We start from the raw sequence: 25,966 nt of genomic DNA, 5'->3' as shown, positions 1-25,966 counted from the left end.
AAGAGAGGCGGACAGCAGAGGCTTGCAGCCTGCCTCTCTTTTTCTAAATATAAGAATTGATATGTTTTACGCTATCAATAATCCTTATATTTCTCGCAGAAACGGTTACCGCCCCTTAAAGGACGGCATGGGCGTTTCTACTTGTCTTATAGGAGCAGGAGGAGCTAATATGGATGCGCAAATAAAAGCAAAGCCTGGGGTTAGAGGTACACAGGCAAAGCAGAAAATCAGCATCAGGGCAGTGCTGCTATCACTGGGTGTGCTGCTGGCGAATATTGTGGTGAACGGGCTGATCTTCCTCTTTTTCCGTGACTCCACGCTTAATCCGCTGCTTACTGCCGTGCTGGCTGTACTGTGGGGCGTTTTGGGGGTTTATCTGATCTATTACACACTGACCTGGGCGGCTGAGCAGTATCCCGATCACATCCGCAAGAGGGTGCTGCCGTTTATTTTCGTCGGACCGGCTGTGCTGATTCTTGGCTGGCTGCTGATCCTGCCTGCGCTGCGGACGCTGTATTTGAGCTTTTTTAATGCTTCCTCGGAAAAGTTTGTGGGCTTCGGCAACTATGCGGCGATCTTCAGTGACCGGCTGATGGCCACCGCGCTGCGCAACAACCTGCTGTGGGTATTTGTCGGAACGCTGGCCTGTGTATGCCTGGGGCTGCTTATTGCCATTCTGGCCGACCGCAGCAGCTACGAAAAAATCGCCAAATCCATCATTTTTATGCCCATGGCTATTTCCTTCGTGGCCGCAGGCGTCATCTGGAAATTTGTCTACTATTATCAGCCGGGCGATGAGCAGATTGGACTGCTGAATGCGATTGTCACCTTTTTCGGTGGTGAACCGCAGGCATGGACGAGTATGCTGCAGCCCTGGAACAATTTTTTCCTCATCATCATTCTGATCTGGATGCAGACGGGGTTTGCGATGGTAATTTTTTCGGCAGCGATCAAGGGGGTTCCCGATGATATCCTGGAGGCCGCACGCGTTGACGGCGCCGGTGAAATCAAGATATTCTTCGGCATTATGATACCGTTCATTTCCACCACCATTCTGACGGTGACCACCACCATAATTGTGTTTACATTGAAAATATTTGACGTCGTCATGGTGATGACGGGAGGTCAATACGATACAGAGGTTGTTGCGACACAGTTCTACCGGCAGTTTTTCATGTACCGCAATTTCGGGTACGGCTCGACGCTGGCCATTGTGCTCCTGATCGCAGTACTGCCTGTCATCCTGATAAATCTGCGCCAGTTCCGCAAGCAGGGGGGATTCTAAATGGTCGGTAAAAAGAAAAGAAAAGGCGGAAAGACACTCGTTAACATCGTCCTTGGCGTGATCTGTTTCCTCTGGCTGCTTCCCACACTGGGGCTGTTTATTTCCTCCTTCCGTCCGGCGGCAGATATTCTGCAGACCGGCTGGTGGAAGGTGTTCCCCCATCAGGAATGGACGGCGGGCGAGACGCTGCAGCTGTCCAAGGATGTGGATCTGCGCGAACCGATTGAGGTGAACGGCAAGACCTACAGCGATGATGAGTTAAAAGCGGGCGTGAAGGCGGACGACAGCCGCCTGATCTGGGAAAACCGCCGGGCGCGCACTGTTAACGTGCAGGAGCAGGGCTGGGAGACGGTTCCTGAGCTGACGCTCGACAATTACAACAATGTCCTATCCGGAAAAGAGTACACGCTGAAGGAAGCGGACGGCAGTGAAACGAAGCAAAAGGGCACGGGCTTATCCCAGGCCTTCTGGAATACGCTGACGATTGCCGTGCCGGCTACGGTCATCCCGGTGCTGATTGCCTCTTTCGCCGCGTATGCCTTCGCCTGGCTGCGGTTTCCGGGCCGTAAAACCCTGTTTGTCATTATTATTGCGATGCTGGTCATTCCGATTCAGGTCGCGCTGATTCCGGTGCTGAAGGATTACACGGCACTGGGGCTGAACGGCAGCTATCTCGGGATCTGGCTGGCGCATACCGCCTTCGGACTGCCGCTGGTTACGTATTTCATGTACAACTTTATCAGCCAACTGCCCAAGGATCTGTTCGAGTCGGCCTTTATTGACGGGGCCAGCCACTTTACCATCTTCAGCAGACTGATTCTGCCGCTGTCCGTTCCGGCGCTGGCTTCCATTGGCATCTTCCAGTTCCTCTGGGTGTGGAACGATTATCTGGTGTCGCTGATCTTTATCGGCAACCAGCCGTCGGTGCAGGTCATGTCGATGAAAATCGCCGATCTGGTCGGCTCGCGCGGCAACGACTGGCATCTGCTGACCTCTGCCGCCTTTATCTCGATGCTGATGCCGCTGGCGATTTTCTTCCTGCTGCAGAAGTATTTTGTCAGAGGGCTGATGGGCGGTTCCGTGAAAGGCTAACTGCGAATGGAGGAGAAGGACAGTCATGAAGATGAAGCCGTATGAGCATCCGCCCGCGCTGTACCCGTACCGGGAATGGAGTCTGGGCGAGGATACCTATGAGGAGGAGCATAATCAGCGCAGCGAGAGTGTATTCTCGCTCGGCAACGGATATATCGGGATGCGCGGGAACTTCGAGGAGGGCTATCACGGGACGGCCGGCACCACGGTGGCCGGCAATTATCTGAACGGATTCTACGACTCGGAGCCGATTGTATATCCGGAGGGCGCCTACGGGCTGCCTGCGGTCAACCAGTCGATGCTGAATGTGACGGAGGCACGGATTATCGGGCTGGAGATTGAGGGCCATACGTTCCGGATGGACAGCGGAAAGGTGCACAGCTTCCGGCGGCGGCTGGATATGCAGACCGGCCTCCTGCACCGCGAGGTGGAGTGGGAGTCGCCCGCCGGGCATCGGGTGAAGCTCGCGATCCGGCGGATGGTCTGTCTGCGGCACAAGCATCTGGCCGCGGTTGATTACGCCGTGACGGCGCTGAATTTCGCCGGCACGCTGCAGTTTGTCTCGGCGCTGGACGGGGAGATCCGCCGGGCCGAGGCCAGCGCTGATCCGCGGCTCGGCTCCGGCGGCGGCGAGCCGAGCCTGCTGCCGGAGGACAGCGGCTATGATGAAGCCGCTGGGATGTTATGGATGCGGCAGCGGACGCGGCATACGCGTTTTGCACTGCTGACGGCAGCCAGCCACAGGCTGCAGGCGGCATCAGGCCGCGCGCTTGAGCGGCAGCTGGGCGGCCAGCGCATCTCGGCCGGCTATACGGCAGAGGTGCAGCGCGGGGAAACCGTTATATTGACCAAATATATAACGTATCACACCTCGAAGGATTACCCGGAGGAGGAGCTGAGGGACCGGAGCGCCGGTGTGCTGGAGATGGCGGAACGCTGCGGATTTAACGGGCTTGCGAATGAACAGCGCGCCTATCTTGATCGGTTCTGGGCACACACCGATGTGGAGATCAAGGATGATCCGGCGCTGCAGCAGGGCATCCGCTTCAATCTGTTTCAGCTGCTGCAGTCCACCGGCCGTGACGGCGTAACCAACATTGCCGCCAAGGGGCTGACCGGCGAAGGATATGAGGGGCATTATTTCTGGGACACGGAAATGTACATGCTGCCGTTCTTCACCTACACCCAGCCGGAGACAGCCCGCAAGCTGCTGGAATTCCGCTATGCCACACTGGGTAAGGCGCGGGAACGGGCGGCCGAGCTGTCACAGAAAGGGGCGCTGTATCCATGGCGCACCATTGACGGAAGCGAGAACTCCGCTTACTTCCCGGCGGGAACAGCCCAGGCGCACATTAATGCCGATATTGCCTACGCGATCAAGCAGTACGTACAGGCGACGGGAGATGTGGATTTCCTGGTCAGCCAGGGGGCGGAAATCCTGTTTGAGACCTCGCGCTTCTGGGCGGATCTGGGGTTCTTCAATCCGGCGCGCGGCGGGGCCTTCTGTATTAACGGGATCACAGGCCCTGATGAGTACACGGCCATTGTGAATAACAATGCCTATACGAATCTGATGGTTCAGGATCAGCTTAACTATGCCTATGAGACGTCCCTTCTGCTGGAGCGGGAGTATCCGTCTGATTATGAACGGCTCCGGCAAGGAATCGGATTGATTGACAGGGAAGCGGAAATGTGGAAGGAAGCCGCTGACCGGATGTTTATCCCTTTTGACGATGAGCTGGGCATCTATGCCCAGGATGACACCTTCCTGAGCAAGGAGAAATGGGATTTTGAGCATACGCCTGCAGATAAATACCCGCTGCTGCTGCATTTTCATCCGCTGGTGATCTACCGTCATCAGGTGCTAAAGCAGGCGGATCTCGTTATGGCCATGTTCCTGCTGGGAGACAAGTTCCGTCTGGTCGATAAAATCCGGAACTATCAGTACTATGAGCCGCTGACGACCCATGATTCCTCGCTGTCGCCCTGCATACACAGTATTATTTCGGCCGAGATCGGGGATCTGGCTGCGGCGTACGGCTATTTCGACCGTACAGTGCGGATGGATCTGGACGATATTAACCGCAACGCCAAGGACGGGCTGCATATGGCCGCAATGGCCGGATCATGGATGTCGATCGTGAACGGGTTCGGCGGCCTGCGGCAGTTGGGCGGAATACTGTGCTTTGACCCGGCGCTGCCGGAGCAGTGGCAGAGCTTCCGCTTCAAGGTTACCGCCCGCGGCCGGCTGCTCGATGTCTTCATCGGCAGCGAAGCAGTGGTCTATACACTGCTGGAAGGGGAAGAGCTGCAGATCAGGCACAGAGGCCAGCCTGTGCTGCTGCTTCCGCAGCAGCCTGTGCTGCTGCTTCCGCAGCAGCCGGTAAGCCTGCCGCTGGCCCGGCAGCTGGAGGCGGTGATCTTCGATCTGGACGGCGTTATCACCGATACCGCCGAGCTGCACTATCAGGCCTGGCAGGCGCTGGCCGATGAGCTGGGCATCCCGTTCAGCCGGGCGAAGAATGAACGGCTGAAGGGTGTCAGCCGCAAGGAGTCGCTGGACATTGTGCTGGAGGACAGCCCGCTCCCATGGACAGATGCGGAGCGGCTGGCACTGGCGGAGAAGAAGAACGCCAGCTACAGGCAGCAGCTGGAGCAGCTGTCACCGGCAGATGTCCTGCCGGGAATTCTGGAGCTGCTGGACTCCCTAGCGCAGCGGGGCATCGCCTGCGGCCTGGCCTCGGCCAGCCTGAACGCGCCGCTGATTCTGCAGCGGCTCGGCATCGCCAGCCGGTTCCAGGCCATCGCCGATCCGGCGGCGCTGCAGAAGGGCAAGCCCGATGCGGAGATATTCCTCACCGCAGCGGAGCTGCTTGGAGTCCCGCCGCGCAACTGCATCGGTATAGAGGATGCGGCGGCCGGCATCGCCGCCATCAAGGCCGCCGGCATGCAGGCTGTCGGCGTCGGCAGCCCGGAGCAGCTCGGCGCAGCGGATCTTCTCCTGACTTCCACAACAGAGCTGACGGTGGAGAAGCTGCTGGCGCTGTTCGGAGATAGCGGGCAGGGAAAGCGGCGGTAAGGAGCAGCACCAAGCATTACTATGTGAAGAATCAATTAGTAGATTAAAGGGCCAGCTTTCCACCTGCTTGTGGAGGGCTGGCCCTTGTTTACATACGTCACTCCATAATAAACACACATCGCTCCGTAATAAAAAACACACGTCGCTCTGCCATGCTACCTTACAGTTTCAAGCCGCGTCATCCCCCTCATTCATCCCCTCCATCCTTTTTTTGCAGCTACTTTACTCTGCTTACTGGGAGATTAGTTGGAAATAAGGGAAATAAGGGAAATAAGGCACTTAATCTGTCGCTTTTGGATTGTTTAAGAAAACTAAGTGGATTTTCGCCTACTAATTTGGCTGATTTTTGGTTTTTGGGGTGTGATGGAAGCTTTTAAGTGGCGATTTTCCACCTAGTTCTAGGATGCAGGGGGAAACCGGGGATTTAAGTGACGATTTTCCACTTAGATTCTCCACTAGATACGGGAGGTGCGTCAAACTTAGAGACTCAACAGAGCCTTTACTGTCTGAGCAATGATTTTTCGCCTGAATCGACGATGAACGTGTATTACCTGGGTACCTGCCGATCCAGCCGAAGCCGTCCAGCGCACTGCTCCCCCACCGCTCTCACTTTTCCGCATCGTTAGCCCTTTCAAGTCGCGTGGCCTAAACGGGAGTGCTCCAGACGATCCAGATGCCTGCTTACTCAGGCAACCACTCCTAATAATTAGGAGTGGTTGCGAATTGTACGACTAAAGATCACATGCTGTCGAAACAAGCGGCGGTGTGTCATAACGGGTGCACTGGCGGATAGATCTAACAGCGTCTGTAACCCGGACGTTGAGAGGGGCTGGATACTTCTGCGTTGTAAATAATCCTCATTGCTCCATCAGCCCGCCCGCGGCCCGTCTGCCAGATTGCCCCTCATCAGCCGAACTGGCGCCGCTCCCGGGATTGCCCCACCGCAGCCGAACGTGCGCCGCTCCCGGGGATTGCCCCACATCTGCGCCTCCGCAAGTTTCTCCCTCATCAGCCCGGCCACAATCCGGCAGCCCCTAAGTCGTCGCCCCCTCCTCCAGCTCGACCGGAAGGACGTATTGCGGGGAGACCGGGCCGCCGTGGATCTGGCGGATGATCAGCTCGACGGCCAGCTTGCCCATGGCCTCGATCGGCTGGCGGATGGTGCTGAGTGCGGGCCCGAGCATGCTGCGCAGGGCAATGCCGTCATAGCCGACAATCCGCATATCCTCCGGCACCCGCCGGCCGTGCTCGCGGCAGGCTTTGAGCGCATAGGCTGCGATGATATCGCTGCCGGCGAAGATGCCGTCCGTGCCGGGCTGCTCGTGGAACAGCTGTGCCAGCAGCCGCTCGTAGGCCTCGACATCGAAGCTGTTGTGATCCGTATGCAGCAGGGTATACGGGATATTATGCGCCCCTGCTGTAGCGGCGAATGCCTCAAAGCGGAGCCCTGACAATATGTTCAGGCCGGGATGGCCGCCGATATGAGCCAGCTGCCGGCAGCCCTTTTCAATCAGAAGCGTAGTGGCAAGCACGCCGCCCTGGTAGTTGTCCGAGCAGACGTAAGGGATGCCCGGCGAAATCTGCCGGTCGAAGGTGACGAGCGGCAGATTCATCTGCTGGTAGGCTTCTACCTCCAGCGTGTGGCTGCCCATAATGATGCCGTCAACCCGGCTTGCGCGCAGCATATCAATATACTCCAGCTCCTTGTGCTTGTCCTGTCTGGAATTGCAGAGCAGCAGCTTGCAGCCGTTACGGTAGGCGTGCTCTTCTATGTAGCCGGTGAGTTCCCCGAAAAAAGGATGCGCTACGCTGGGAATAATCAGTCCGATAATATTTGACCTTGATCGGCTGAGTGAACGGGCCAGCTCATTAGGGCGGTAGTTCAGCTCATCCATGGCCTGGAGCACCTTTTTTTTCAGCTTCTCGCTTAAATATCCCCTGTTGTTCAGCACCCGGGAAACGGTCGTGACCGAGACCCCCGCCTTTAGCGCCACGTCTTTAATTGTAGGCATATTAAGCCTCCTGTCCTGAGCGGTTCTTAGCAGCTTTATTCTATCGTGATGCCGGGGCCGGTGTCTATTTAAGACCGGCGGTTTTCGAAATATAAGAATGTATATGTTGCACGTTATCAATAATCCTTCTATTTCGCGCAGAAACCGATACCGTCCCTTATAGGACGGCAAAACCGTTTCTACTTGCGCTTTTCTTTATTTCAAAAATTAGTGTTTCACCCTATAATTAAAGATAAGAAAGTCATAGAATGCCGCACAAATCATCTACTCTCTACCAGCCTATACATAAGCAGGATGTCTTGAACATAGTGGCTTTTAACGTTTTCCCGAACGAAAGAGGATGGGGGAAGGGGTCCGGCGAAAGAGATATTGTCGAAGCCTTCCGTTTTTAACTTTGAGATGGATGAATGGGAGTGTGCAAATGGACTTAAAGCAAACCGATCTCAAGGTGTTCAAAAGCCTCCTGCTCTTAATACTGCTCTGCGGGATCCTTTATCAGCCTGCGCAGGCAAGTGCAGATGAGCTGCCACCAAAAAATGTGCTGGTGCTGCATTCCTATCACAAAGGGTTTGCCTGGACGGACGAACAGGGTGCCGGCATTGAACAAACCCTCAAGAGTGCGCCCGGACAGCCGTTGATCTACAGTGAGTATATGGATTGGAAACGGTACCCCGGCCAAGAGAATCTTGAGCACTTTTATCAGACTATCAAGCTTAAGTATCAGTCCGTGCACATTGATGCGATTATGACCACGGATGATGCTGCGCTGAGCTTTGCAATCAAATACCGCGGGGAAATTCTGGACAATGCACCGATTATCTTCAGCGGCATCAATGAACTGGGTGTGGAGAATCTGGGGAAGCCCGGCAATATTACCGGTGTAATCGAAAAGATCAGCCCGGCCCGTACCCTTGAAATGGCGCTTGAAATTAACCCGGAAATAAAAAACGTATATATCTTATATGACAATTCCGAAAGCGGCCTGTCCACCGGCCAAATGGTCATGGAGCAAATTTCCTCCCTGGACCCTGCTCTGCACCTGTACCCGCTAAACCGCCTCTCCAAGCAGGAGATTATTGACCAGGTATCCGCACTTTCCTCTGACAGTATTGTGCTTATGACTACATATTACAGCGATTCGACAGGACGCACCGTTGAATTTGACCAGTTTTCCAGTGAGCTGGGTGAGCGCAGCAGTGTTCCGGTATACCATATTTACGATTTCGGTTTAAATCACGGCGCCTTCGGCGGCAGCCTGATCAGCGGCTTGATCCAGGGTCAGACTGCGGCCGGGCTGGCCGTACGGATTCTGGAGGGCGAACAGGCGAATCAGATCCCGATCGTTAATAACAGCAGTGTACGCAGTGTGTTTGATTATAATGAGCTGCAGCGGTTTGGAGTCTCTGTCAAAAAGCTGCCGGAAGGCAGCGAGGTGATCAATAAGCCGTTTTCCTTTTATGATACGTATAAGGGGCTTGTGCTGAGTATTATCGCCGCTTTTGCCGTTCTGGTGTCCTTTATTCTGATCCTGTTGTTTTATGTACAGCTTGTGAAGAAGATCCGCAGCAATCTGGAAAAAAGCAATGAGCGCTTTGCCCTGGCGACCTACGGCTCGGATGCGGTAATCTGGGATCTCGATATGTCGAATATGGTCTACTATTTCTCGGACAGCTGGTATGAGCTGCTTGGATATGAACGGGATGAAGTGAATGAAGCCCACGGCGGCTGGAGGGACCTCATCCACCCTGAGGATGGGGAGGAGGAGAGCCGCCAGCGTACGAATCATCTCGAAGGCAGGACTTCTTACTACTACTGTGAATTCCGGTTACGGGGTAAATCGGGGGAATATAAGTGGTTCCAGACCCGGGGCAAGGTGCTGCGCAATGCGGAGGGCAGATTTGTCCGGTTTGCCGGTTCCATGGTGGATGTGACGGACCGCAAAGGCTATGAGAGCAAGCTTCAGATGAGCTATCAGGAGCTGGAATCCACCTATGAGGAGCTTACCGCGCTGCAGGATGAGCTTCTGGAGCAATATAACAAGGTAGTCGAGAATCAGTCGCTGCTGCAGACCAGTGAGGAAAAGTACCGGCAGCTGGCTTACAATGATGTGCTCAGCGGATTGCCGAACCGTCTGTCCCTGGCGGAAGCGCTGGAGCTGTTCATCAAGGAGAACGCCGGCGGTCATGCTGCCCTGTTCTTTCTTGATATTGATAATTTCAAATATATCAATGATACTCTGGGGCATACCTTTGGCGACGAGCTGCTGGTAAAGGTAGGCGAGCGGCTGCTGCAGCTGGGGGATGAACGCAGCAGACATTTCCGGTTCGGCGGGGACGAATTCGTTATCCTGTTCCAGGATAACAGGGGATTCAGTGAAGTGATCAAGTATGCGGAAACCCTTGTACAAGGCTTTAAAGAACCGTTTGAGCTGGAAGCCAGCATCGTGCATATCTCCACCAGCATCGGGATCGCCCAATATCCGGAGAACGGGGTGAACGCGGAGGAGTTGCTGAAGAATGCGGACATCGCGATGTACAAGGCGAAGGAGGCGGGCAAGGGAACGTATGTAGTCTACGGACGGGATATGCAGCAGCATTTTGACGAACGTATGGTTATTGAATCGCATCTGCGCAATGCGATTGCCAATCAGGAGCTGTCCCTGCATTATCAGCCGCTGGTGGACACCGCTTCCGCAGAGATCTGGGGATTCGAGGCGCTGATCCGCTGGAACAGCCCGGCGCTTGGCTTTGTTTCCCCGCTCTCCTTCATCAAAATCGCCGAGGACTGCCGGCTGATTGTGCCGATCGGCGAATGGGTGCTCCGTACCGCCTGCCGCTTTATTAAAGAGCTGAACAGCCAGAGCAAGGGACGCTACCATATTTCCGTTAATATTTCGGTCATTCAGCTGATGCTGGAGGATTTCACCGATATGGTGCTGGGCATTCTGAAGGAGACCGGCCTTGCGCCGCAGTATCTGGAGCTGGAGATTACCGAGTCCATCTTTATGGAATCCTTTGAGGCGATCAGCTCGAAGCTGGAAGCGCTCAAGGAGAAGGGAATCGGCATTGCCCTGGATGATTTCGGGACAGGCTATTCGTCCCTCAGCTATCTGAAGCAGCTGCCGATAACCACACTCAAAATCGACAAGTCTTTTATAGACAGCATTGATTCACCCAATAACATGTCACTCGCACGTTCGATTGTCACCATTGGGCATGATATGGGGCTTAATGTTACCGCTGAAGGGGTGGAGACACCGGAGCAGCTTGCTTTTCTGGAACGGACCCGCTGCGACAAGATTCAGGGCTACTTCATCAGCCGGCCGATCCCGCAAAAGGATGTGGCGGACTGGGTTAAGGAGAGACGGGTGGGCTGAGGCCGTATTGCCTATAGCAGTCAAGTGTTGATGGCCACGAATAGAGTATAAAAGGCTGCTGTTCTCTGAATAGAGACAGCAGCCTTTTATCTTTAGACGGATTGCGGTATAAACGCCTCTGCCTCAATCTCGATCAGCAGCTGCGGATCAATCAGTGCCTTGACCTCGACCATAGTGGCAACAGGCTGAATATCACGGAAAAATTCACCGTGTGCCCTCCCGTATTCCTCCCACTGTGAGATGTCCGTAACATACATTCTTGTTCTGACAACATGGTTCATGCCGGCGCCCAGCTCCTTCAGAGCCTGCTCAATCGTCTGCAGAATGAATTTGGTCTGTCCATAGGGATTGCCGGCGAAGGCGACTTCCCCATTCCGCATGGCTGTCGTCCCCGCTACTTCAATCCGGTCTCCGATCCGGAGTGCACGGCAGTAACCTACAGATGATTCCCAGGGCGAGCCTGTAAATACTTGTTTTCGTTCCATCCTCAAATCCCCCGTTTTCCGTTCATATACTGCCGCAGCATCACTACTTCAACAGCCTGCGAACCAGATTAATCTTGTTGCCGTAAGGCGGGTATACGATGCCCGGATCAACCTTCGCGCTGCGTTTCACAACGCTCTTGCGGTGCGAGAACAGGTCGAAGCTGTGCTTGCCGTGGTAGCCGCCGATGCCGGAGTGGCCTACGCCGCCGAACGGCAGACGGGAGCTTGCGACGTGACTGATCGTATCATTCACACAGCCTCCCCCGAAGGATACGTTGTCCAGCACCTTCTGCTCCACCTGCTTGTCTTCAGTGAACAGATAAAGCGCCAGCGGCTTGGGCCGCTGCTTGATGCTGCTGATGGCCTCCTCCAGCCGGTCGAATGTCAGGATCGGCAGCACTGGCCCGAAGATTTCATCCTCCATCAGGGCATCACTCCAGTTAGCCGGATAGAGCAGTGTAGGCTCAATGTACAAATCCCCGGCGTCCACCGTCCCGCCCATAATAACCTTTGAGCGGTCCCTGTCAATCAGCCCGGCGATCCGCTGCAGCTGCCGGTCGTTGACAATCCGCCCGTAATCCGGGCTTTTTCGGGCATCCTCCCCGTAGAAGGCGGTGATCTGCTGCTTCATTAACTCAATCAGCCGGCCGGCAACCTCGCTGTGAACAAGCATGTAATCGGGGGCAATGCAGGTCTGCCCCGCATTAATCAGCTTGCCCCAGACAATCCGCTTTGCCGCCGTTTCCAGATTGGCGCTTTTGTCGACGATCACCGGGCTTTTACCGCCCAGCTCCAGGGTGACAGGTACAAGCTGCTTGGCGGCAGCCTCCATGACAATTTTACCGACAGGTACGCTGCCGGTGAAGAAGATGTAGTCAAATTTGGCGTGTATCAGCAGATTTGTCGTTTCCTTCTCGCCCTGGACAACCCTTATATAACCGGGCTCGAACGTTTCATTTATCATATCCTCAATGACGGCTGACACGGCCGGCGTACTCTCCGAAGGCTTGAGGACGGCGCAGTTGCCGGCGGCCATAGCTCCAATCAACGGCTCAATCAGCAGCTGGAACGGGTAGTTGAAAGGGCCGATAATCAGGACGGTGCCGTAAGGCTCACTCAGGATAAGGCTTTTGGACGGAAACATATGCAGCGGCGATTTAACCCTGACCGGCTTCGCCCAGCGGCGCAGATGCTTCATCATATAGCTGATGCTCTCCAGCGTAAAACCGATTTCTGTAGCATAGGCTTCAAACTCGCCTTTGTGCAGGTCCTGGTGGAGTGCTTCAATAATACGGGTCTCATAGCTGCGGATGGCATCCTTCAGCTTTTGCAGCTGGCGGATCCGGAAGCCGGGGTCTTTGGTGACTCCGCTGTCAAAATAATCCCGGTGGCCGGCCAGCAGCCGGCTTATGCTGTGTTCTGTTGCTTCAGACATGGCTAATACCTCCAACATATAAATCAAATGGTTATTTATCCTGGCCTGCCGTCGGCTGGTCTGTACGGATGTATTCGTGCATCGCTTCACGGTTCAGCAAGGTAATATGGCTGCCTTTGAACTCGATCCAGCCCATATCGCGCAGATATCCCATTTCGCGGGAGAGCGACGGTCGTGCTGTGTTCAGGTGCTCGGCCCACTCCTTGCGGCTGAACGGCAGGCGGATCTGGCCGGAGGCCTGCTGCACCGCCTGCTCCAGCAGAAAATAAATCATCCGCCGCCGCAAGGGGCCTGCGGACAGTATTTCAATTTTGCGGTTGACCAGCACGAGGCGTTCGGACAGATTTTCGATAAAGCGGGTCAGGATGTCCGTATCGGCGGAGAATAGCCGCAGCAGCTCGTGCTTGCTGATGAACATGATCTGGCAGGGGCCGGTGGCGGTGACGGTGGCCGGAACGAGATTTTCCTTGCGGAACAGCACGGCTTCGCCGATGGTCTGCCCCACACTCAAGTGGGCGATCGTTACACTGCTTCCGGTAGGGTGGGTCTTCTGCACCTCAACCCGTCCCGAGAGGATGATGCCGATCCGGTCTGCAGTATCACCTTCGGCAAAGATCAGCTTATTTTTCTGATAAGCAGTCACCGTATAGATTATGTTGTGCAGGAGGAGCTCCAATTCTTCCGCAGACTTGCCCCGGAACAGCAGACAGGACTGCAGGACGGCAGGGTCAGGTATCATCGGTTTCCTCCAAATTTAAATTTAATCGGTAACATCCGTTACCGATTGTATGGCGAAAGTCTACTACAATAATCAGTAACTGTAAAGGCGGGAAGAACCGGGGTCCTGCCCTGTGTGACGATATTATTTTAGAGGAGTGAACGCCAAGTGAGCAGCATGTTTTGTTTTCAATGTCAGGAAGCGGCGAAAGGAACAGGGTGTACCATCCAGGGGGTATGCGGCAAGACCAGTGAGGTAGCCAATCTTCAGGACCTGTTGGTTTATACGCTCAAAGGAATCTCCATTTTTGCCCGCAAAGGCCGGGAGCTTGGCATGACCGACTCTGTTACCGATAAATTCATTATAGAGAGCCTGTTTGCAACGATAACCAATGCTAACTTTGTCCCTGAAGCCTTTACATCCGGTGTCCGGAGAGGACTTCAGCTGCGTGACCAGTGGAGCAGCCGGCTGAAGCTGGCCGGGGTAACTGCAGCGCTTGCAGATCATGATGCTGCGCTCTGGACTGCAGAGACAGATGAAGAGCTGCTTGCCAAGTCGGAGACTGTGGGCGTTCTGGCTACAGAAAATGAAGATGTACGCTCCCTGCGCGAGCTGCTGACCTACGGGCTGAAGGGGATGGCGGCTTACATGGAGCATGCGGCAGTGCTGGGCTTCGGTGATGCTGGCGCGCATGCTTTTATGGAAAAAGGCCTTGCTGCAACGCTGGATGACACTCTGAGTGCAGGAGAGCTTACAGCTCTGGTTCTGGAATGCGGCAAGTATGGCGTTGATGTGATGGCTCTGCTTGATCAGGCCAACACAACCACATACGGCAACCCGGAAATCACCAAAGTTAACATCGGCGTAGGCCGTAATCCGGGGATTCTGATCAGCGGGCATGACCTGAAGGACATGGAGGAGCTGCTGAAGCAGACGGAAGGCACCGGAGTGGATGTGTATACACACAGCGAGATGCTGCCGGCCCACTATTATCCTGCCTTTAAGAAATACAGTCACTTTGTTGGCAACTACGGTAATGCCTGGTGGAAGCAGAACGAGGAGTTTGCCAGCTTCAACGGTCCGGTTCTGATGACTACCAACTGCATCGTGCCGCCTAAGGACAGCTATAAAGACCGTCTGTATACAACAGGAAATACCGGCTTCCCTGGAGTGCAGCATATTCCGGCTGATGAAGACGGCAAAAAGGACTTCTCGGCGATTATCGCCCAGGCCAAGGACTGCGCGGCTCCGACCGAGATTGAAACCGGCGAAATTGTCGGCGGTTTTGCCCATGCTGCAGTGATGAACGTGGCCGATCAGGTGGTTGAAGCGGTGCAGACCGGTGCAATCAAGCAATTCTTCGTGATGGCCGGCTGCGACGGCCGGATGAAGAGCCGCAATTACTACACGGATTTTGCTTCCGAGCTGCCGGGGGATACGGTGATTCTTACCGCAGGCTGTGCGAAGTATAAATATAACAAGCTTGATCTTGGCGAGATCGGCGGTATTCCGCGTGTGCTGGATGCCGGCCAATGCAATGACTCCTATTCCCTTGTTGTTATTGCCCTCAAGCTGAAGGAAGTATTCGGCCTCGATGATGTCAATGATCTTCCAATCGCCTACAATATTGCCTGGTATGAGCAAAAAGCGGTGATCGTGCTGCTGGCCCTGCTGCATCTGGGCGTCAAGAACATCCATCTCGGACCAACACTGCCAGCCTTCCTGTCGCCTAACGTGGCAAAGGTGCTGGTTGATACCTTCGGAATCGGCGGCATCACCACGGTTCAGGAGGACATGGTGCGGTTCATGGCCGCAGTGTAACTCATATTGTTATGTAAAAAAGCCTATAGCTGCACCTCCGCCGGATTCCGGCAGGGGTGGCTATAGGCTTTTTGGCGTCGATGCTTACGGCAGCCGGTAGAACGCGAACGGCTCGCCGCTTCTGAAGGGCTGGCTGACCTGGTCCAGCCGCTCCAACGTCTGCTTGTCCAGCTCCAGGGCAGCGCTGGGCAGGTTCTGCTGCACCTGCTCCACGCGTGTAGCGCCGACAATGACGGTGGATACGACCGGCTGATGCATCAGCCAGGCCAGGGACAGGGAGGTAGGGGGCGTGCCGAGCTCCGCGGCAATCCGGCTGACCTCATCGCCCAGCTCAATCCGTTCCCGGCTGAGGAAGCGGTTGAAGTTCGGGTCTGTTTCTGCACGCGATCCGGCCGGAGCAGCGCCGCTGACGCTGTATTTGCCGGTCAAGATACCGCCGGCGAGCGGGAAGTAAGGGATGATGCCCAATCCCTGATCCAGGCAGAGCGGCAGCAGCTCAATTTCCGGTGTCCGGTCAGCCAGCGAGTAGCTGCACTGGATCGAGGTGTACTTCATATAGTTCCGCGCTTCGCTGATGCCCAGCGCCTTCATCAGCTCCCAGGCGGCATAATTGGAGGCGCCGATATAGCGTACCTTCCCGGAGGAGACCATATCATCCAGGGTGCGCAGCGTTTCGTCAAGCGGAGTATGCGGGTCAAAGGTGTGGATCTGGTAAAGATCCACATAATCTGTCTTCAGGCGGCGCAGACTCCCCTCCAGCTCCAGCATCAGATGACGGCGGGAGGAGCCGCTGCCATACGGGCCTTCAGCCCGCGGCAGTCCTGCCTTGGTGGCCAGTACCGCTTCCTGCCGTCTTCCCTCCAGCGCCAGTCCGATAATCCGTTCCGATTCGGTGCCGGCATAAATATTGGCGGTGTCGATAAAGCTGATTCCTTGATCCAGGGCGGTATGGATAATCCCGATTGAGGTTTTTTCATCGGCCCGCTTGCCGAAGGCATTGGTTCCAAGGCCGAGGGCAGATACCTGCAGCCCGCTGTTGCCTAACCGTTTAAACTTCATGCTTATCACTCCTCTTTAAAGGTGTATTGGCGGATTCAGCTTCCCGTCCGCAGCGAACATATCAAGCGCAGTATCAATGAGCAGCCTGACGGCAATAGAGGCCTCCTCCAGTGAATGGACGGCAATGTGAACATCGCGGTAAGCATCCGGAGACAGCTCGCGGATCATAACATTGCCGGGCGGCGCAAGCAGCGACAGCTCGGACAGCACGCCGACCGCCAGACCCTCTTTGATCATGTTGATCGCGGTGCTGTAGCTGTTGACCACATACTTTACATTAAGCGTACTGTCTGCCCGTCTGAACAAATCAACGACCGGAGGCTCATAGCCGGCTCTGCAGATCATCATGGGTTCATGCTCCAGGTCCTTTACATGGACAATCCCGTTCCGGCCGAGAGGGTGTCCCTCCGGCAGCACGGCAAACAGCTTCTCCCGGAACAGCGGAATGGTTTCAAACTCCTCAAGCGGCGGGATGATCAGTCCGGCATCAATCTGGCGGGTCTCCAGCCACTCCTTCACCTCCGCGACCGAGCCTTCATGGACAGAAATGTCTATGCCCGGATACCTGTCCGTAATGGAGCGGATGATCTTGGGTACAAAGTAAGCGGCTGCCGCCGGGTAGGCACCGATCCGGATCAGCCCCTTCTCCAGCCCCTTTTCCGCAGAAACCTCCTGCTCCACCTTGTTGAACCCGCTGAGAATCTCCCGGAAAATAATCAGGATACGCTTGCCAACCTCTGTAAGCACCAGCCCGCTGCGGCGGTCACGCAGCAGCAGCTTGACGTCAAGCTCTGTCTCAAGAGCGGAGATGGCCCGGCTGACCGCCGGCTGGGTCATGTTCAGCTCCTGGCCGGCTTTGGTGAAGCTGCCGGTTTCGGCAATTTTGACAAATAAAAGGATCTGATTATTGTTCATAACAAATTTGGTATGCACCTCATGATTATTATTCATTTCAATTATGATGATAGTTATTGTATCATTTGGAATGAAAATGATACAAGAGGTGAACGCAATGTCACAACGCAGCCGAACAGCTCTGCTGCTTGCTTTTCTGGTAATTGTCTGGGGCATCAACTGGCCTCTTTCCAAAATCGCCTTGACCTATGCCCCTCCACTGCTCTTTGCGGGTATCCGTACAGTCATTGCCGGAATCATCCTGATTCTAGCCGCACTTCCCAAATGGAAGCAGCTTGAATTCCGGCGGCTATGGCCGGTCTATCTGGCTTCGGCAGTGCTCAGCATCGTCTTTTACTACGGGTTTCAGACCATAGGGCTGCAATATGTCCCTTCCGGCCTGTTCTCGGCCATTGTCTTTCTGCAGCCTGTTCTGCTGGGTATCTTTGCCTGGATCTGGCTCGGGGAGAGCATGTACGGGCTGAAAATATTCGGCCTCCTGCTCGGCTTCGCCGGGGTAGCCGCGCTCAGCATCGGCGGTTTTACAGGCAGCATCTCTGCGGCCGGTGTACTGCTGGCTCTGGCCAGCGCGTTATGCTGGGCGTTAGGTACCGTATATACGAAGCGGAATGCGGCGCGGGTGGATATGCTGTGGCTGACTGCCATGCAGATTATGATCGGCGGTGTCATTCTGCTGGGTGCCGGCTCCGTAACAGAGAGCTGGGCAGCCATTACCTGGAGCGGCGCTTTTATTATGAACACGCTGTTTATTGCCGTATTCGTTATCGCCCTCGGCTGGATGGTTTATTTCAAGCTGATTAATGAGGGTGAGGCCGGTAAAGTGGGCTCCTTCACCTTCCTGATCCCGCTGATGTCCATTGGCTCAAGTGTGGTGCTGCTGCACGAACAGATAACGCTTAATCTTATCGCAGGGATGGTGCTCATCGTTGGCAGTATTCTGCTGGTGAATGTTAATCTTGGGCGGAAGCGGCGGCCGAAACATTCACTCTAAAAGAATTGCTCCGCCGGGCGGTTCCTGGTTATGAGCAGACAAAAGAGCCTGCAGGCTGCCTTTGTGCGGCATTCTGCAGGCTCTTTTCGTATAGTCAGGTCCGGGTTCTTAATCGCAGGCTCTGGGCGGTGAAGACGGCCTCTCCCGCAGGTAGAATGAACTCGGCGGTATGTTCGCCAATGGTTATCCGGGTATCTTGGATTTGGCGGACACTGATTTTGCGGCCGGCGGCAAGCACGGACTGCCGGCCTGCTGAAGCTCCGGCCTGCTGCAACGCTATGGAGTCTCCGGCTTCGACTGCAGAACCGTCGCATACCGATTGTGCCATCAGGAAGCGGACATTGCCCGCTGCCAGCAGTGTGCTGTTTACAGCGCCCTCTCCATGGATATAAAGGTCGCCTCCCGAATGGAGCAGACTGTCCTCTGAGCAGGCAAGATCAAGCCGGACATTCCCCTCATGCATTTGAAGAATCCCGTCACGAAGCTCCTCAAGCAGGTCCAGAAAGGTTGCGAGTACGGCATCGTTAATGAACTCAGTGAAATGTCCGGGATGCAGGAAGATATCCAGCATATGCTTCAACTGCCCGGAGTCAACTGGAGATGCAGGCTCGCCCCCGGCAAGCAGCTCCTGCAGCCCCTTCATCAGGCCGGGAAGATGGACGTATTTGCTCTCCAGCAGGAGCAGTACGACCAGCCCGTATTTCACGGGCTGCTGCCGGGAGCGGAGATTCTCCTCCAGAAGGAGGGCGGCGTTCCTGAGCAGGTTCAGCTCATCAATCAGCTGTCCGGGAATTTTATACAGCCGGTGCTGTCTTGCCCCGCAGTCGCCGCAGTAGATACGGCAGTCCGTTACTTTGCCGCGGATGACTACACTCCCGGTAGCGGCAATGACGGCATGACGGACATCGCCGAATATGTATACGTTTCCCAATGCTTCTATCATGCAATGATCACCGATTCCGCCCGGAGCCATTACATCTCCTGCGAACGGATTGATGCAGTCAGCAGTGGTCATGCTCTTCTGTACGATATGAATATCGGGAAAATCAATGCTCATCGTCCGTGTTCCCCAGCCGGTAATCCGCGGACGGCCGTCGCGGAGGGCGGCAATATCCCCGTTCGGGAGCAGAGAGTAGCATTCAGCAGGCTTCAGGGTAATATCCGCCGGCGGGGGAGGGGGCAGAATGCTGCCGTACACGTCGGAACCGGGCAATCCCTCCTGCGGAGGCAGCTTGCGGGCCAGTATCCCGCCTGCCCGGACAGACGGGACCCCGGGGTAATCAAGTACATTCTCCGGATCAGGTGCTGCGCTGCTGCTGAATACTTCAGCCATGGACAGTTCGGCCAGGGGCTCCAGCCGTCCGTCTGTCCCCGGCAGGGGCGGCTTGCCCACTGCGATGCAGACCGGGAGATAGGTCGGATTATTCAGCTCGGCATACAGGGCAGGGATGTTGAGATTGGGAATGAAGGAGCTCTTGGAGAATTCGGCCAGAATCTGATTAACGGTCAGCTTGGAGAGCAGTACATCATAGTTCGGCTCCGCCCGGACACAGACCTCCGCCGAGGCCGGGCAATTGACCAGCCTCCAGGCATACTTTTCGACCCGGTAAAGGGTAAAACAGGCGCTTAGCCCGTCTTCGGAAACAGTAATCTGGTATTGCGGCTTCTCGCTGATTTCCCAGCTCAGATGGTCAGAGGAAGTGACAGCAACAGGCTCAGCGGCTCTGATCTTGTTAATCCTGAGGACAACGGGGTGTAGGGCAGAGATAACGGCAGCTTTGCCGCCGGGCAAGGGAGGTGTTATAAAAATCTGGTCATTCTGCACGATAATTCTCCCGTTCTTGTCCTCATTACCGGCTGTTCCAAACGGGTTGGAGCGGATGGAGGACTGTATGGGATCAGCGGCACTGAAGGCAGGCGTGATACTGAACGCATGCCGCGGCTGTTCGAGAGTGTGGTTCGGCATTGTGTTAACCTCGCTTCTAGGATTATCAGAAACCGGCAGCCTGGCAGCCATAAATGCGGCAGCGCATTGTTAGGCCCATTGCTTTGCGTCCTGCCCTTTCGGACAGTTTGCCATTATACATGAGACATTGATAAACATTCAGCATGAGGTCTATTATTCGACCAGAATCGGCAATAAAAGATTCATAACTGGTGCTATAGTACTGAATTCCGACAAATGCTGCAAATAAACCTAATTTTAATACTTGTGCAGTGAGTTTTCAACTGTAAATTCATCGGAAAATTGCAGCTGGAGTACGGTGTAAGAGCCGGTATTGGGCCTTTATCTCCAGTCAGGTTCCAGGACGCGGTTCTTGGCATGGAAGTTGACTCCGGACCTTTATGGAGACTACAAAACGATAAGTTTTTTATCCTAAAAAAGACCCTCCCAAGCTTAAAGCTTGTGGGAGAGTCCTTTGCTTCCGAGACGGATGCTGCGGGCTGATCCGCTTCTTACCGGAACCGCCGCTGCAGAAACGGCTGTGTAATCGGCCTGCTCAATAACATCAAGCACCCGGTTCAGATGTGAAAAGACAGCGCCCAGATCACGGATGGCTGTCAGCGGACATTCCGCCTGCAGCTCGGAGAACCAGGAGAGCTGCAGCTCCCGGGCCCGGCGCAGACATTCCGGCAGCGGCTGCCGGGCTTCGGCGTCAGAAAGCGTCCTGGTTCCGTAGAGAGCGATACAATCTGCTGCGGCGGTCATCACCTCATTCATCCGGTCCGAACCGGCGTAGTGTGCAGGGAGCAGCTTCAGCTCTTCGGCAATTTCCTGGATATAGAAGTGAACCTTCTGCAGATGCACCGTGGCCTGGGTCAGCCTGCGCAGATCCTTGCGGCACGGATAGTGCGACAGGGTGTACAGCAGCTCCTTCTGCAGGCTGCTGCTCTTTGCGAGCAGGTCGCCGGAACGCTTCAGCATGTCACGGTCCGGCTCACCGTTTCTTCCACCTGAAGCGAGCCCGCTTAATGAATCGGCCAGCAGCAGGCTTCCTTGAAGCGCCAGTCCCTTAACCGTGGCGAAGCCCTTGGGCGGTACAACGATCATATTGATTAACAGGGCGATGAGTACCCCGATCAGTGTCTCGGCAAGTCTCCACACGACATAATGATCATGGTAAAAGGTAAGTGCGAGCACAGAGGTTACGCCGACCTGGGAGACGGCCTGGATATTAATCCGGCAGGCGGTTGCAACGCCTATGCCGATCAGCAGAATCAGCAGGAGGGAGACAATTCCGACATCCAGAAAGCGTCCCACAATCAGGCTGACGGTTCCGCCAAGCACAATGCCAAGCAGCCGGTAACAGCCCTTTTCGAGGGAAGCCTTCACGGTGCCCTGTGTAATCAGAATCGCAGCCAGCGGTGCGAAGTATAGATAGTGATCGCCATACAGGCTGTGGACGGCCAGCCATGATAGGGAGGCAGCCAGGGTAATGCGTATCATATAAAGGGATAATCCAAATTTCTCAAGGCGGTCCTGTAACCCCTCGTTCATGTCGGTCATCTTCTTTCGTAAAAGGAGGAATTTTCAAGCTGTTTTCAGCCGTTTTCATTATAGCACTTCAACCGGAGCGTGCAGCGGATATATTTTACGAACTTGTTAAGATTCGGCCGGAGTTTTTATATTCTACGTTATCGCATATATGGGATTCATCCGATATGCTATATAATATGAAATGTTGTCGAAGCAGGGGCGGTATTGTCGGTACAGGCAGGGCTACGTCTGGAAGGAACCGATTGCGCACTGTCAGATAAGGGTAAAATAGGTTGTAATACATAAGGTAAGGGAGGTTGTTAGCTATAGCTACCCCGGATGGCACTATTATTTCTTTTGACCAGGTTACTAAGCAATATGATGATGAGGAGGCCGTGTTGAAAGGCGTCAGCTTCGAGATCGAACGCGGCAAATTCTATACACTGCTGGGCCCCTCCGGCTGCGGCAAGACAACCATTCTGCGTCTGATTGCCGGCTTTGCCGAACCGACAGAAGGCTCCATTTATCTGAACGGTAAAATGATCAACCATATTCCCGCCAACGAGCGGCAGGTGAATACCGTATTTCAGGATTATGCCCTGTTTCCGCATCTGAACGTGTTCGAGAATGTGGCCTTTGGACTGCGCATCAAGAAGCTGAAAAAGGATGTTATTACGCAAAAGGTACAAGAAGCGCTGCGCTTTGTTAACCTGGTCGGCTACGATCAGCGTGCGATCAATGAAATGTCGGGCGGCCAGAGACAGCGTGTGGCAATTGCCCGTGCGATCGTCAATGAGCCGCAGGTGCTGCTGCTGGACGAGCCGCTATCAGCGCTTGACCTGAAGCTGCGTACCGAAATGCAGTATATCCTGCGTGAAATGCAGCAGCGGCTCGGAATTACATTCATCTTTGTTACGCATGACCAGGAGGAAGCGCTGGCGATGTCGGACTGGATCTTTGTCATGAACAAAGGGAAAATCGAGCAGAGCGGCACGCCGAACGATATTTATGATGAGCCGATCAACCGGTTCGTCGCCGACTTCATCGGGGAGTCGAATATTGTGCCGGGCGTCATGATTGAGGATTACCTGGTGGAATTTAACGGACACCGGTTTGAATGTCTGGATGCCGGGCTGCGTCCGAACGAATCGGTCGAGATCGTTATCCGCCCGGAGGATCTGGAAATTTCCACGCTTGAGCAGGGCAAGCTGAAGGTACGCGTCGATTCCCAGCTGTTCCGCGGCGTGCACTATGAGATCAGCTGTTATGACGAATCCGGCCACGAATGGCTGGTTCACTCCACCCGCAAGGCGGAGGTAGGCAGCGAGATCGGGCTTTATTTTGACCCGGAGGCCATTCATGTTATGCGCTTCGGCGAAACGGAGGAAGAATTCGACAGACGTCTGGAAGCCTACGGCGGGGTAGAGAGCCATGAATAATAAGGGCCGTTCGTATTATCTCATCCCTTATTACTTATGGATCGCCTTGTTTGTCATTGCGCCGGTGCTGCTGGTCATTTATTATTCCCTGTTTGATCTGGACGGAAATCTTACACTGGACAACTACGCGAATTTCTTTACCCCGGTGTATATGAAAATGATGCTGAACTCCTTCTGGTATGCGTTCCTGATCACGGCGTTCTCGCTGCTTGTTGCCTACCCTGCGGCTTATCTGCTGACCCGCACGAAGCATAAACAGCTGTGGCTGCTGCTGATTATCCTGCCGACCTGGATCAATCTGCTGCTGAAGACGTACGCGTTCATCGGGATTTTCGGCACGTTCGGGCCGGTCAACAGCCTCTTTGATGTCCTGGGGATCGGGGAACAGCAGATTCTGTTTACCGGATTCAGCTTTGTGTTCGTTTCGGTGTATATCTTCATCCCGTTCATGATTCTGCCGATCTTCAGCGCCCTGGAGGAGCTGAACCTGTCGCTTGTGGATGCTGCGCGCGATTTGGGGGCTTCCGGGTGGACGACGTTCCGCCGGGTTATTTTTCCGCTGACGATTTCCGGAGTCCGCTCCGGCTGTATGGCGGTCTTCATTCCGGCGCTGTCGCTGTTTATGATTACGCGTCTGATCGCCGGCAACCGGGTCATCACGCTGGGCACTGCCATTGAGCAGCATTTTCTCGTTACCCAGGACTGGGGCATGGGCTCGACCGTCGCCGTGTTCCTGATTGTGATTATGGCCCTGTTCATGCTTCTGACCGGCAGCTCGCGGAGAGGAGTGCGGCATGAAAAATAAAAACGGAATTGCCAACATCTATCTGGTACTGGTCTTTGTCGTCCTGTACGCACCGATCTTCTACCTGATGTACTATTCGTTCAACAGCGGCGGTACGATGCATAAATTCGAGGGCTTCACGCTCGATTATTACCGGGAGGTGCTGCGGGATACGCGCCTGATTATTATTGTGATCAATACGCTGGTTATCGCGCTGCTCTCCTCCTCCATCGCTACCGTGATCGCAGTCATTGGAGCATTGGCTATTCACCGCAGCCGCAGACGGCGCTCGAAGAACGCCTTGCTGTCGCTGAATAACGTGCTGATCGTCAGTCCGGACGTCATCATCGGGGCATCCTTTCTGATCCTGTTCACGATTGCCGGCATTCAGCTTGGCTTCACCTCGGTGCTGCTCTCGCACGTGGCGTTCAGCATTCCAATTGCTGTGCTGATGATTCTGCCGCATCTGCAGGAGATGAGCCCGACGCTCACCGATGCCGCCCGGGACCTGGGGGCCAGCCGGATGAGTGTTCTGACTAAAGTGATTCTGCCGATTATTAAGCCGGGGATTTTCAGCGGATTTTTTATGGCGCTTACCTATTCCCTGGATGACTTTGCGGTAACGTTCTTTGTAACGGGCAACGGGTACTCAACCCTCCCTGTAGAGATTTATTCCCGGGCACGGCAAGGGGTATCGCTGTCGATCAACGCACTGTCCACCCTGATCTTCCTCTTTACGATCCTGCTGGTCATCGGCTACTATTTCCTGAACCAGCGGAAAAACAAGCCGTCCGCCATAATAGCGGAGCCGATTGCGGAAGCGGGGGTGCCTAGATGAAACAGCTGGTAAATGCTTTTCTGGCGATTCTGCTGGTTGCTTTCGGCCTGATGTTTCTCGCCTCACGCCTGAACTCGGCTGAGGGATATACCGGCGGCAATACGCTGACGATTTACAACTGGGGTGACTATATCGATCCCGATCTGCTGGAGCAGTTCCAGGAGGAGACGGGCATTACGGTCATCTACCAGACCTTTGATTCCAACGAGGCGATGCTGACCAAGGTAGAGCAGGGCGGAACCGTCTTCGACGTTGTGGTTCCTTCAGACTATGCCATCGCCAAGATGCGTGAGGAGAACCTGCTGCTGCCGCTCGACCACGCCCTGATCCCGAATCTGGCCAATATCGACTCTAGCTTCATGGATTTGTCCTTTGATCCGGGCAATATGTATTCTGTACCGTATTTCTGGGGGACAGTAGGCATTATATACAACCCGGAGATGACCGGGGATATTGATTTCAGCAGCTGGAATTCCCTTTGGGACAGCAGGCTGCACAACGATATCTTCCTTGTAGACGGAGCCCGCGAAGTGATGGGGATGGCCTTGAACAGTATGCATTACTCGGTTAACGACACCGATGAGGCCCATCTTCAGGAGGCGCTTGCCAAGCTGAACAAGCTCTCGCCTAACGTCAAGGCCATAGTCGGTGACGAGATCAAGATGCTGCTGGCCAATGAAGAAGCGGCTGTCGGGATCGTCTGGTCCGGCGATGCCTCAGAGATTATGGACGAGAACGACAAGCTCGACTATGTGGTGCCTGAAGAAGGCACAAACATATGGTTCGACAACATGGTCATTCCGAAGACGGCGGCTAATGTAGAGGGGGCGCACAAGTTCATCAACTTCATGCTCCGGCCTGAAGTCGCCGCCCAGAATACCGAGTACGTGGGGTACTCCACCCCTAACACCCCGGCACTTGAGCTGCTGCCGGAAGACATATCCGGCGATGAACGCTTCTACCCGCCGGCCGAGATCACCGACCGCCTCGAGGTCTATGACAACCTCGGCAAACGGATGCTCGCCCATTACAACGAGCTGTTCTTGAAGTTTAAGATGAACAAGAAGTAAAGAAGTTATAGCTGGATAAACAGGCGCCTGATTGCGGTATGACCGCGGTTGGGCGCCTGTTTTGGTGTGGGCGGGAGTGGATAGGGGGT

General features: G+C 54.8%; 19 protein-coding genes and 1 riboswitch. Of the genes, 10 read left to right on the top strand and 9 right to left on the bottom strand.

The genetic code is table 11. The features are described from left to right. Positions 1 to 169: 169 nt before the first annotated feature. Genes BLR64_RS15795 through pgmB form a run of 3 tightly spaced genes read left to right on the top strand, consistent with a single transcriptional unit; the run spans position 170 to position 5,456 of the window. Positions 170 to 1,285: a carbohydrate ABC transporter permease gene (locus BLR64_RS15795; RefSeq protein ID WP_090715575.1), complete on the top strand. Its 1,116-nt coding sequence runs from the start codon at positions 170 to 172 to the stop codon at positions 1,283 to 1,285. Next, the gene (locus BLR64_RS15790) at positions 1,286 to 2,377 is read left to right on the top strand and encodes a carbohydrate ABC transporter permease (RefSeq protein WP_068721952.1); all 1,092 of its coding nucleotides are present in this window, start codon (positions 1,286 to 1,288) and stop codon (positions 2,375 to 2,377) included. 25 nt (positions 2,378 to 2,402) lie between these two features. Further along, positions 2,403 to 5,456 (top strand): beta-phosphoglucomutase, encoded by a 3,054-nt coding sequence (pgmB, locus tag BLR64_RS15785; RefSeq protein ID WP_090715573.1) that lies wholly within the window; start codon positions 2,403 to 2,405, stop codon positions 5,454 to 5,456. An 868-nt stretch (positions 5,457 to 6,324) separates the two neighbouring features. Here pgmB and BLR64_RS30340 read toward each other — a convergent pair. Together BLR64_RS30340 and BLR64_RS15780 are read right to left on the bottom strand one after the other, a co-directional pair. Continuing rightward, complete coding sequence (locus tag BLR64_RS30340) at positions 6,325 to 6,465, bottom strand: hypothetical protein (protein ID WP_167360696.1); 141 nt, start codon at positions 6,463 to 6,465, stop codon at positions 6,325 to 6,327. Between the two features lie 25 nt (positions 6,466 to 6,490). Continuing rightward, positions 6,491 to 7,468: a LacI family DNA-binding transcriptional regulator gene (locus BLR64_RS15780; protein ID WP_090715571.1), complete on the bottom strand. Its 978-nt coding sequence runs from the start codon at positions 7,466 to 7,468 to the stop codon at positions 6,491 to 6,493. 421 nt (positions 7,469 to 7,889) lie between these two features. Between BLR64_RS15780 and BLR64_RS15775 the strand changes: the two genes are divergently transcribed. Next, entirely contained in the window at positions 7,890 to 10,844 is a 2,955-nt protein-coding gene (locus BLR64_RS15775) for an ABC transporter substrate binding protein (RefSeq protein WP_167360695.1), read from the top strand. 92 nt (positions 10,845 to 10,936) lie between these two features. Here BLR64_RS15775 and BLR64_RS15770 read toward each other — a convergent pair whose 3' ends face one another. The 3 genes from BLR64_RS15770 to BLR64_RS15760 are packed head-to-tail and all read right to left on the bottom strand — an operon-like array spanning position 10,937 to position 13,503. Next, positions 10,937 to 11,329, bottom strand: coding sequence for a RidA family protein (locus BLR64_RS15770; protein ID WP_090715567.1), 393 nt, complete (start codon positions 11,327 to 11,329; stop codon positions 10,937 to 10,939). 43 nt (positions 11,330 to 11,372) lie between these two features. Further along, the gene (locus BLR64_RS15765) at positions 11,373 to 12,764 is read right to left on the bottom strand and encodes an aldehyde dehydrogenase (RefSeq protein WP_090715565.1); all 1,392 of its coding nucleotides are present in this window, start codon (positions 12,762 to 12,764) and stop codon (positions 11,373 to 11,375) included. A gap of 31 nt (positions 12,765 to 12,795) precedes the next feature. Next, positions 12,796 to 13,503, bottom strand: a complete 708-nt coding sequence (locus BLR64_RS15760) for a Crp/Fnr family transcriptional regulator (protein WP_090715563.1) — start codon at positions 13,501 to 13,503, stop codon at positions 12,796 to 12,798. Positions 13,504 to 13,659: 156 nt separating this feature from the next. On the opposite strand from BLR64_RS15760, the gene hcp reads away from it, so the two are divergent. After that, entirely contained in the window at positions 13,660 to 15,303 is a 1,644-nt protein-coding gene (gene hcp / locus BLR64_RS15755) for a hydroxylamine reductase (protein WP_090715684.1), read from the top strand. An 84-nt stretch (positions 15,304 to 15,387) separates the two neighbouring features. On the opposite strand, the gene BLR64_RS15750 is transcribed toward hcp, so the two are convergent. Both BLR64_RS15750 and BLR64_RS15745 read right to left on the bottom strand, forming a co-directional pair. Then, positions 15,388 to 16,362 carry an aldo/keto reductase gene (locus BLR64_RS15750; RefSeq protein WP_090715562.1) on the bottom strand — a complete coding sequence of 325 codons (975 nt, stop codon included), beginning with the start codon at positions 16,360 to 16,362 and terminating at the stop codon, positions 15,388 to 15,390. 15 nt (positions 16,363 to 16,377) lie between these two features. Further along, positions 16,378 to 17,277, bottom strand: a complete 900-nt coding sequence (locus tag BLR64_RS15745) for a LysR family transcriptional regulator (RefSeq protein WP_090715682.1) — start codon at positions 17,275 to 17,277, stop codon at positions 16,378 to 16,380. Between the two features lie 97 nt (positions 17,278 to 17,374). Here BLR64_RS15745 and BLR64_RS15740 point away from each other — a divergent pair, with 97 nt between their 5' ends. Then, a complete protein-coding gene (locus BLR64_RS15740; RefSeq protein WP_090715560.1) occupies positions 17,375 to 18,268 on the top strand; it encodes a DMT family transporter in 894 nt (297 codons plus the stop codon). A 94-nt stretch (positions 18,269 to 18,362) separates the two neighbouring features. On the opposite strand, the gene BLR64_RS15735 is transcribed toward BLR64_RS15740, so the two are convergent. Together BLR64_RS15735 and BLR64_RS15730 are read right to left on the bottom strand one after the other, a co-directional pair. Next, positions 18,363 to 20,234 (bottom strand): flagellar assembly protein A, encoded by a 1,872-nt coding sequence (locus BLR64_RS15735; protein ID WP_090715559.1) that lies wholly within the window; start codon positions 20,232 to 20,234, stop codon positions 18,363 to 18,365. A gap of 31 nt (positions 20,235 to 20,265) precedes the next feature. Continuing rightward, a riboswitch (cyclic di-GMP riboswitch) is annotated at positions 20,266 to 20,356 on the bottom strand. Between the two features lie 310 nt (positions 20,357 to 20,666). Beyond that, positions 20,667 to 21,767 carry an FUSC family protein gene (locus BLR64_RS15730; RefSeq protein WP_167360694.1) on the bottom strand — a complete coding sequence of 367 codons (1,101 nt, stop codon included), beginning with the start codon at positions 21,765 to 21,767 and terminating at the stop codon, positions 20,667 to 20,669. A 296-nt stretch (positions 21,768 to 22,063) separates the two neighbouring features. Here BLR64_RS15730 and BLR64_RS15725 point away from each other — a divergent pair, with 296 nt between their 5' ends. The 4 genes from BLR64_RS15725 to BLR64_RS15710 are packed head-to-tail and all read left to right on the top strand — an operon-like array spanning position 22,064 to position 25,877. After that, positions 22,064 to 23,185 carry an ABC transporter ATP-binding protein gene (locus BLR64_RS15725; RefSeq protein WP_208607185.1) on the top strand — a complete coding sequence of 374 codons (1,122 nt, stop codon included), beginning with the start codon at positions 22,064 to 22,066 and terminating at the stop codon, positions 23,183 to 23,185. Next, on the top strand, positions 23,178 to 23,990 hold the full coding sequence (locus BLR64_RS15720) for an ABC transporter permease (RefSeq protein ID WP_090715556.1): 813 nt from the start codon (positions 23,178 to 23,180) through the stop codon (positions 23,988 to 23,990). Before BLR64_RS15725 ends, BLR64_RS15720 begins: the two co-directional genes overlap by 8 nt. Next, positions 23,980 to 24,807: an ABC transporter permease gene (locus BLR64_RS15715; protein ID WP_090715553.1), complete on the top strand. Its 828-nt coding sequence runs from the start codon at positions 23,980 to 23,982 to the stop codon at positions 24,805 to 24,807. The genes BLR64_RS15720 and BLR64_RS15715 overlap by 11 nt, the downstream gene beginning before the upstream one ends. Beyond that, positions 24,804 to 25,877, top strand: a complete 1,074-nt coding sequence (locus tag BLR64_RS15710; RefSeq protein WP_090715551.1) for an ABC transporter substrate-binding protein — start codon at positions 24,804 to 24,806, stop codon at positions 25,875 to 25,877. Before BLR64_RS15715 ends, BLR64_RS15710 begins: the two co-directional genes overlap by 4 nt. The last annotated feature ends 89 nt before the right edge of the window (positions 25,878 to 25,966 follow it).

Source organism: Paenibacillus typhae (genome assembly GCF_900099765.1).
GTDB classification, from domain to species: Bacteria; Bacillota; Bacilli; order Paenibacillales; family Paenibacillaceae; genus Paenibacillus_AQ; species Paenibacillus_AQ typhae.
The sequence above is the reverse complement of the archived record's forward strand: the minus strand, read 5'-3'. Positions and strand labels throughout refer to the sequence as shown.

Coding starts and splice junctions, on each gene's coding strand:
- BLR64_RS15750 (WP_090715562.1), bottom strand. CDS start 16,362: ATGAAGTTTAAACGGTTAGGCAACAGCGGGCTGCAGGTATCTGCCCTC.
- BLR64_RS30340 (WP_167360696.1), bottom strand. CDS start 6,465: ATGAGGGAGAAACTTGCGGAGGCGCAGATGTGGGGCAATCCCCGGGAG.
- BLR64_RS15735 (WP_090715559.1), bottom strand. CDS start 20,234: ATGCCGAACCACACTCTCGAACAGCCGCGGCATGCGTTCAGTATCACG.
- BLR64_RS15765 (WP_090715565.1), bottom strand. CDS start 12,764: ATGTCTGAAGCAACAGAACACAGCATAAGCCGGCTGCTGGCCGGCCAC.
- BLR64_RS15720 (WP_090715556.1), top strand. CDS start 23,178: ATGAATAATAAGGGCCGTTCGTATTATCTCATCCCTTATTACTTATGG.
- BLR64_RS15710 (WP_090715551.1), top strand. CDS start 24,804: ATGAAACAGCTGGTAAATGCTTTTCTGGCGATTCTGCTGGTTGCTTTC.
- BLR64_RS15775 (WP_167360695.1), top strand. CDS start 7,890: ATGGACTTAAAGCAAACCGATCTCAAGGTGTTCAAAAGCCTCCTGCTC.
- BLR64_RS15795 (WP_090715575.1), top strand. CDS start 170: ATGGATGCGCAAATAAAAGCAAAGCCTGGGGTTAGAGGTACACAGGCA.
- hcp (WP_090715684.1), top strand. CDS start 13,660: ATGTTTTGTTTTCAATGTCAGGAAGCGGCGAAAGGAACAGGGTGTACC.
- BLR64_RS15730 (WP_167360694.1), bottom strand. CDS start 21,767: ATGAACGAGGGGTTACAGGACCGCCTTGAGAAATTTGGATTATCCCTT.
- BLR64_RS15740 (WP_090715560.1), top strand. CDS start 17,375: ATGTCACAACGCAGCCGAACAGCTCTGCTGCTTGCTTTTCTGGTAATT.
- BLR64_RS15715 (WP_090715553.1), top strand. CDS start 23,980: ATGAAAAATAAAAACGGAATTGCCAACATCTATCTGGTACTGGTCTTT.
- BLR64_RS15760 (WP_090715563.1), bottom strand. CDS start 13,503: ATGATACCTGACCCTGCCGTCCTGCAGTCCTGTCTGCTGTTCCGGGGC.
- BLR64_RS15780 (WP_090715571.1), bottom strand. CDS start 7,468: ATGCCTACAATTAAAGACGTGGCGCTAAAGGCGGGGGTCTCGGTCACG.
- BLR64_RS15790 (WP_068721952.1), top strand. CDS start 1,286: ATGGTCGGTAAAAAGAAAAGAAAAGGCGGAAAGACACTCGTTAACATC.
- pgmB (WP_090715573.1), top strand. CDS start 2,403: ATGAAGATGAAGCCGTATGAGCATCCGCCCGCGCTGTACCCGTACCGG.
- BLR64_RS15745 (WP_090715682.1), bottom strand. CDS start 17,277: ATGAACAATAATCAGATCCTTTTATTTGTCAAAATTGCCGAAACCGGC.
- BLR64_RS15770 (WP_090715567.1), bottom strand. CDS start 11,329: ATGGAACGAAAACAAGTATTTACAGGCTCGCCCTGGGAATCATCTGTA.